Source organism: Parafrankia sp. BMG5.11 (genome assembly GCF_004337455.1).
This window is the reverse complement of sequence record NZ_SJXI01000090.1, coordinates 1-7,138: the sequence shown is the minus strand read 5'-3', so window position 1 is coordinate 7,138 and position 7,138 is coordinate 1. Positions and strand designations below refer to the sequence as shown.

7 protein-coding genes are annotated in these 7,138 nt (G+C 67.9%); all 7 read left to right on the top strand.

The features are described 5' to 3' along the window. Window positions 1-10 precede the first annotated feature (10 nt). A complete protein-coding gene (locus tag E0504_RS42625; RefSeq protein ID WP_131627205.1) occupies window positions 11-313 on the top strand; it encodes a TrbC/VirB2 family protein in 303 nt (100 codons plus the stop codon). 4 nt (window positions 314-317) lie between these two features. Further along, window positions 318-599, top strand: a complete 282-nt coding sequence (locus tag E0504_RS42620; protein WP_131627203.1) for a type IV secretion system protein VirB3 — start codon at window positions 318-320, stop codon at window positions 597-599. A 30-nt stretch (window positions 600-629) separates the two neighbouring features. After that, window positions 630-3,080 (top strand): VirB4 family type IV secretion/conjugal transfer ATPase, encoded by a 2,451-nt coding sequence (locus E0504_RS42615; RefSeq protein WP_131627201.1) that lies wholly within the window; start codon window positions 630-632, stop codon window positions 3,078-3,080. 10 nt (window positions 3,081-3,090) lie between these two features. Beyond that, window positions 3,091-4,275, top strand: a complete 1,185-nt coding sequence (locus E0504_RS42610) for a type IV secretion system protein (protein WP_131627199.1) — start codon at window positions 3,091-3,093, stop codon at window positions 4,273-4,275. After that, the gene (locus tag E0504_RS42605) at window positions 4,272-5,054 is read left to right on the top strand and encodes a TrbG/VirB9 family P-type conjugative transfer protein (RefSeq protein ID WP_131627197.1); all 783 of its coding nucleotides are present in this window, start codon (window positions 4,272-4,274) and stop codon (window positions 5,052-5,054) included. Before E0504_RS42610 ends, E0504_RS42605 begins: the two co-directional genes overlap by 4 nt. Beyond that, on the top strand, window positions 5,054-6,190 hold the full coding sequence (locus E0504_RS42600) for a TrbI/VirB10 family protein (protein WP_207974672.1): 1,137 nt from the start codon (window positions 5,054-5,056) through the stop codon (window positions 6,188-6,190). Before E0504_RS42605 ends, E0504_RS42600 begins: the two co-directional genes overlap by 1 nt. Window positions 6,191-6,200: 10 nt before the next feature. Then, the coding region (gene virB11 / locus E0504_RS42595) for a P-type DNA transfer ATPase VirB11 (protein WP_131627195.1) at window positions 6,201-7,138 on the top strand (938 nt) is incomplete at its 3' end.

Sequence of the window (7,138 nt, the reverse complement as noted above, 5' to 3'; positions counted from 1 at the left end):
GAACTAGACCATGCTGCGTTTGACCCGCCTCCTGCCCTTTGCCCTGTTGATGAGCCCCACTGCCGCGTTCGCGCAAGCCGCCGATCCGCAAGGCTCGGGGCCGATCGTCGCCGCGCTCGGCTGGCTGCAGGGCACGCTGCTGGGGAACGTCGCCACCGCTGTCGCGGTCATGGCGGTGGCTGCGGTCGGCTTCATGATGCTGACCGGCCGGCTCAACTGGCGGTTCGGCGCGACCGTGATCATCGGCGTGTTCATCCTGTTCGGCGCCGCTTCGATCGTCGCCGGCATCCAGGGCGCGGCGGCGGGGGCGTAGGGCAGTGGAACTGGCACGTCACCGCGTCCACCGTGCGCTGACCCGGCCGCAGATGTTCGCGGGCGTGACCTACAACTATTTCATCATCAACTTCGCGCTGACCACCGAACTGTTCCTGATCACCGGCAGCTGGTGGACGTTGGCCGCCGCGGCGGGGTTACACCTGGTGGGCTATTTCGCCTGTCTGCGAGAGCCGCGGATTTTCGATTTGTGGCTGACCAAGGTCTCGAAGTGTCCACGGGTGCGCAACTGGTCGCGGTGGGGCTGCAACAGCTATGCCGCGTGAACGAGAGGCCGCGCCGATGAGGGATTGGCCATGACCAAGTGGATCGGCGCCGCCGCGTGGAGTGCAAAGGAAGCGCGCGCAGGCGATCGCCTGCCGTATCTGCGGCTGATCGACGGCAGCACCGTGTTGCTGCGCGACGGCAGCGTCATGACCGCGCTGCAGGTGCCGGGGCTGCTGTTCGAAACCGAGGATTCCGACGCGCTCAACCACCACGCCGCCACCCGCGAGGTGATGCTGCGCTCGACGCTCGACGCCCGGTTCGCGCTGTATCATCACGTCGTGCGTCGGCGGGTGCAGATCGAGCTTGAGGCCGAGTTCCCCGATGCTCTGAGCGCACACATCGACCGGCGCTGGAAGGAGCGGCTGGGCAGCGGCTCATTGTTCGTCAACGACCAGTTCGTCACCCTCATCCGTCGGCCGGCTCGAGGGCGCGCAGGCTTGGCCGAGAAAGCGAGCAAGCTGTGGAGCCGCGCGGGTAAGCGGGGCGGAGGGCAATCCGAGGTGGAAGCTGACCCCAAGGACATCCGCGCGCTCAAGGCGGCGGCCACCGGGCTGGTCGCCTCGCTGCAGGCTTATGGCGCGGCGCTGCTCGGCGATTACCAGGGGCCCAGCGGCGGCACCAACAACGAAATCCTGGAGCTGCTGAGCGCGCTTTACAACGGCGAGATGCGCCCGGTACGCCGGCCCGCGCCGGGGACCGACATCGGCCAGATGCTACCCTATCGGCGAGCGAGCTTCGGGCTCGATGCGATGGAGCTGCGCGGCAGCGGCGAGCCCGATTTTGCCGCGATCCTCAGTCTCAAGGATTATCCGGAGGCGACCAGCCCCGGGCTGCTCGACGCGCTCCTGCGCCAGCCGTTCGAGATGGTCGTGTCCGAAAGCTATGCACCCACCGAGCGGACCACCGCGCGCGAGCGGATGGACTTGGCGATCCGGCGCCTGAAGTCGGCCGACGAGGAAGCGATGGCCGAACGGGCCGATATGCTGGCCGCCCGCGATGCGCTCGGCAACGGCGCGGTGGGGTTCGGGGATCACCACCTGACGGTGCTGGTGCGCGCCCCGCACTTGCCCGCGCTCGACGAGGCGACTGCATCGTGCGCCGCCGCGCTGGCGGACACCGGCGCGATCGTCGTGCGCGAGGACACCAACCTGGAGCCGGCGTTCTGGGGCCAGTTCCCGGGCAACGAGGCGTACATCGCCCGCCGGGCGATGATCTCCAGCGCCAACATGGCGAGCTTTGGTTCCCTGCACGGCATGGCGCTGGGCCAGGCGGAAGGGAATCACTGGGGCGAGGCGGTCACGCTGCTGCAGACCACCAGCCAGACGCCATTCTTCTTCAACTTCCACAACGGCGACTTGGGCAACTTCACCGTCATCGGGCCGTCGGGATCGGGCAAGACGGTGGTGATGAATTTCCTGGCCGCGCAGGCGCAGAAGTTCTCCCCCCGCACGATCCTGTTCGACAAGGACCGCGGCGCCGAATTGTTCATTCGCGGCATCGGGGGGCGCTACGACCGGATTGCCGCGGGCGAACCGACCGGGTTCAATCCGTTGGCGCTGCCCGACACGCCGACCAACCGGGCGTTCCTGCGCGATTGGCTGGGCGTGCTCCTGGCGGCTGAAGGGCCGGAAGAGCTGGCGACCATCGCCGGGGCGGTCGATGCGGCGTATGCCAACGACGCTTCGCTGCGCCGCCTGCGGCATTTCCGCGAGCTGCTGTCGGGCGCCAGGCGCCCGCAGCCGGGCGACCTTGCCGACCGCCTGTCGGCCTGGATCCTTGGCGGGGAGAACGCGTGGCTGTTCGACAACGAACGCGACCGGCTGGACCTGTCCACCCGCGTGCTCGGCTTCGACATGACCGCGCTGCTGGAAAACCCGCGGTTGCGCACGCCGACGATGTTGTACCTGTTCCACCGCATCGACGAGCGGCTCGATGGCAAGTCGACGATGGTCCTAATCGACGAAGGCTGGAAGGCACTGGACGACGCGGTGTTCGCGGCGCGCATCCGCGACTGGCTGAAGACGCTGCGCAAGCGCAACGCGCTGGTCGGGTTCGCCACCCAATCGGCGCGGGACGCGCTGGAAAGCCGGATCGCCACCGCTCTGGTCGAACAGACCGCGACAATGATCTTCATGCCGAACGCCCGCGCCCGGGCAGAGGATTATTGCGACGGGTTCGGCCTAACGAGCCACGAACTGGCCCTGATCCGCAGCCTGCCGGCCCACAGCCGGGCGTTCCTGATCCGCCAGCCGGATGCCAGCGTGGTGGTGCGGCTCGATCTGTCGAATGCGCCTGAGGTGCTGGCGGTGTTGTCAGGCCGCGAAAGCAGCGTGCGGCGGCTCGACCTGCTGCGCGAGGCAGTGGGCGACAATCCGGCCGACTGGTTCGGACCGCTCACCGGCCATGCCTGGCCGGGCGGCGCGCCAGCGTTCGAGGATGGCGGGGACGCCGACCTTCCCCTTCGCCTGGCGGCCGAGTGAGGCGCGGCGGATGAGCGTGGCCTGTGATGCCGCTGCGCAGGAGCTCGGCAACGGCGTGGCGGCCGCGCTGCGGGCGGTGGACTGCGTTGCCGGGGAAACCATGACGGCCGCGTTTGGCCGCATGTTCGCGCCGGGCGGAGCGATGGTGACGGTGCTCACGATCCTGCTCGGGCTGTTCGTTGCCTGGTTCGGCATCAACCTTCTGCTGGGGCGCGCCAACCTCAGCGTCCGGTCACTGACGCCGCGCATGATGACCATGGGCGCGGTTTTGACGCTGGTGACCAGTTGGGTCGCGTATAGCACCCTGGTTTTGAACCTGACCGTCGGCGGGCCTGACTGGATCGCGGGAGTGATTACCGGCAGCCCGGGTTCGGCGACACAGGTGTTTGCGCAGAAGATCGACGTCGTGTTCCAGGCGTTGCAGCAGGCAAGTCCGCAGACCGAAGGCAAGGACGTCGGCGCGTTTTCGCCCGAAGGCATGATGTGGCTGGGCGCGATGCTGTTTCTGCTCGGCACCGTCGGCGTGCTGGTCACCGCGCGCATCGCGCTGGCGGTGCTGGTCGCGGTCGGGCCCATCTTCGTGGTGCTGGCGCTGTTCCAGGGCACGCGGGGCCTGTTCACTGGCTGGCTCAAGGGGCTGGTGATGCTGGCGCTGGTCCCGCTGTTCGCGGTGCTGGGGGGCAGCGTGATGCTGGAACTGGCGGTGCCGGTGCTCGCCGCGCTGGTGCAGACCCCGGGGCAGGTCGACCCCCAGGCAGCGGTCGCGTTTTTCCTTGTCGGCTCGGTGCACATGGCGCTGATGGTGATGGTGCTCAAGGTCACCGGCACGATGGTGTCTGGCTGGCGCGTATTCGGCCTGGTGTCCGAGCAGGGCGCGTCCGAGGGGCGCTCCGCTCCCACGGTGGCCGTGCCTGCCGCGCTGCCCGCCCCGGCTGCGGCGGCACCCGCCGCTGCCTCGGCGGCCGTCGCCGCAGACCGCCGCATTCCGGTGTCCTCGTTCGCGGTCGCTCCGGCGGCGAACGATGCCGGCGCTTCGGCACAGGCGGCAAGCCGCGACACCCGGGTGATCACCCGCGAGGTCGCTTCAGGTTCTACTCAGCTGGCGGCGGCCAGCGGCGAAGCGCTATCGCGCGCCCGCGGCATCGGCAGCCGCTTCCGCGCGCCGCCCCCGCGCCTTTCGGAGAAAGTGAAATGATCCGCGCAGCTTTCGCGCTCGTCCTGACGGCCACCTCGGCCGGCGCACTGGCGGACGACATACGCATCGTGGAGAGGTTCTACGACGCAGGCCAGGTGGTGCGCATCGACGGGCGCACCAAGGTCCAGGCGACGATCCAGTTTGGCGAGGACGAGCACATCGAAAACGTCGCCATAGGCGATTCCCAGGCGTGGCAGGTTACCCCCAACAAGCGCGCCAACCTGCTGTTCGTGAAGCCGTTGGCGACGACCGCCAGCACCAACATGACGGTGGTGACCGACAGACGTACTTACCTGTTCGATCTGGTCGCCAGCGCGAGCGCAAAGCCGCTGTATGTGCTGCGGTTCACCTATCCGGACGAACCTCAGCGAAGCGCCCCGCAGCTCGCATCGGGCGACGAATTCGCCGAGCCGGACATCGCGGCAGCGAACCCGTACGCCATTGTCGACCCTGCAAAGTTGAACTTCGCGTGGCGCACCAAGGGTGACAAGAAGCTTCTGCCCCAACGAGTTTATGACGACGGCACTGCTACCTTCATCACGTGGGCAGATGGTCAGCCGATGCCCGCCATCCTCGTCAAGGATAACAAAGGGCTGGAAGGGCCGGTGAACTTTGCTGCCCGGGACGACATGATCGTCATCGACGGTGTGCCGCGCGAGATTGTGCTGCGGTCCGGCAACGACAGTGCCTCGCTGATCAACTCGGGTCCTGTTCGGACCGCTCCTGTGGGTCCGCAAGCTGCATTGGCTCGATTCACCGATAAAGAAGGATCTCGCTGATGCGCCTTGCCATGCGCCTGCCGGCGAAGAAGCCGGGCGACACGATCGCCAACGACCTTGACCCGCGCGAGGGCGAGACGGCGGAGATCATCGACCTTGCCAGCCGCAATGCGTTTCCTGCGGTTACGCAGCGCAAGGGCAAGTCCGACGGCATGGGCCTGGCTGCTGGCGTGGGCGTGATCGGGCTGCTTGGCGCGATCACCCTGTGGTCGATGAATTCTGCGCGGACTGAGCAGCCGCAACCCGGCGTAGGGGGGCAGCAGGCTGCCCTGCCGCAGACGGTTGTGATCCCGCCGCAAGCCGTCACGACCGTGCCGCAGCCGGGCCAGCCGCAGCCGGAAGGCATGCCGCGTCCCGATCCGGCACCGCAGCCGGTGCTGTCGTCCATGCCGGGATACTCGCCGGGCGTCTCCCAACTGCCGGTCGCCAATCCCTACGCGAACCCGACGGTGGTGTATGATGCAAGCAGCCTGGCGCAAAGCGCATCTGAACCCGGCACCGGTCCTGCGGGTGCCAACCCGGACGCGGTGACGGCGAATGCCAACGACTTCGCCAGCAAGGTCGGCGGGATCGGTGGCGGAACCGCCCAGGCCAAGCCGATGGTCAATCCGCAGACGACTGTCACGCAAGGCACCCTGATCCCTGCGGTATTGGAGACCGCGATCAATACCGACGTGCCGGGCTTCGTGCGGGCGGTGGTGAGCCAGGACGTCCGCAGCTTCGACGGTACCCGTGTGCTGGTCCCGCGCTCCAGCCGCCTGATCGGCCAGTACCAGTCCGGTTTGCAAGGCGGGCAGAAGCGGGCTTACGTGATCTGGACCCGGCTAATCCGGCCCGACGGTGCTTCGGTCAACCTGGCCTCTCCCGCGGTTGGTTTCGACGGCACGACGGGACTGACGGGCACGGTGAACAGCCACTTCTTCAAGCGCTTCGGATCGGCCATGCTGCTGTCGGTCATCGGGGGCCTCGCCACCGGCGGCGCGTCGGTAGTGCTCGGCGGCGGAACGAGCGCGGCCAGCACCGCGCTGCAGCAGGACGGGCAGATCGCGCCGACCGTGCGCGTGCGCCAGGGCGAACCGATCCGCGTATTCACCGCGCGCGACCTCGATTTCAGCCAGGTAGCGGCGGTCAAGTAGTGCGCGCGCGATGACCGCCGACGTCCACCCCTTGCCCGGCGTGGCGCCCGTTGGCGAGCGGAGCGTCTATCTCGACGCCTACCTCGCGCCGTTCGCACAGTGGTTGGCGCGCGATTCCGTCACCGAGATCCTGGTCAACCGGCCGGGCGAGGTGTGGATCGAGGATGCCACGCTTGGCGGAATGCAGCGGATCGCCGCGCCCGAGATCGACGACCGGCTGGTTCAACGGTTGGCGGAGCAGGTCGCGCGCGTCAGCCACCAGGGCATAAACCGCGAGCATCCGTTGCTCGGCGCGACATTGCCCGATGGCGCGCGCGTGCAGTTCTGCGGTCCGCCCGCCTCACGCAAGCACTGGGTGATGGCGATCCGGCGCCATCGGCGGCTGGACCTGCCGCTGGATGCATACGACGCGGGCCCGCTCACCGGTGCGGCGACTGCCTCGCTGCCGGATGCGCAGGCGGAGCCGATCGCGTTCCTGCGCGCCGCCATCGCAGAGCGGCAGACGATCCTGATTTCCGGCGGCACCAGCACCGGCAAGACTACTTTCCTCAACGCCATGCTCGGCGAGATTCCTCGCGACCAGCGAGTGATCCTGGTCGAGGATACGCCGGAGTTGAAGCTACCCGGCGAGAACGGCGTCGGCCTGGTGGCGGTGAAGGGGGAACTCGGCGAGGCCAAGGTCACCGCCAACGAACTGCTGCAGGCTGCGCTGCGGCTGCGTCCCGACCGGATCGTGCTGGGCGAATTGCGCGGGGCGGAGAGCGTCAGCTTCTTGCGCGCGATCAATACCGGCCATCCGGGTAGCTTTTCCACCATCCACGCCAACAGCCTGCGCGGTGCGCTGGACCAGCTTGCACTGATAGTCATGCAGACCGGCATCGGCCTGACGCGGAGCGACACGATCGCCTATGCCGCCAGCGTAATCGACATCATCGTCCAACTTGGCCG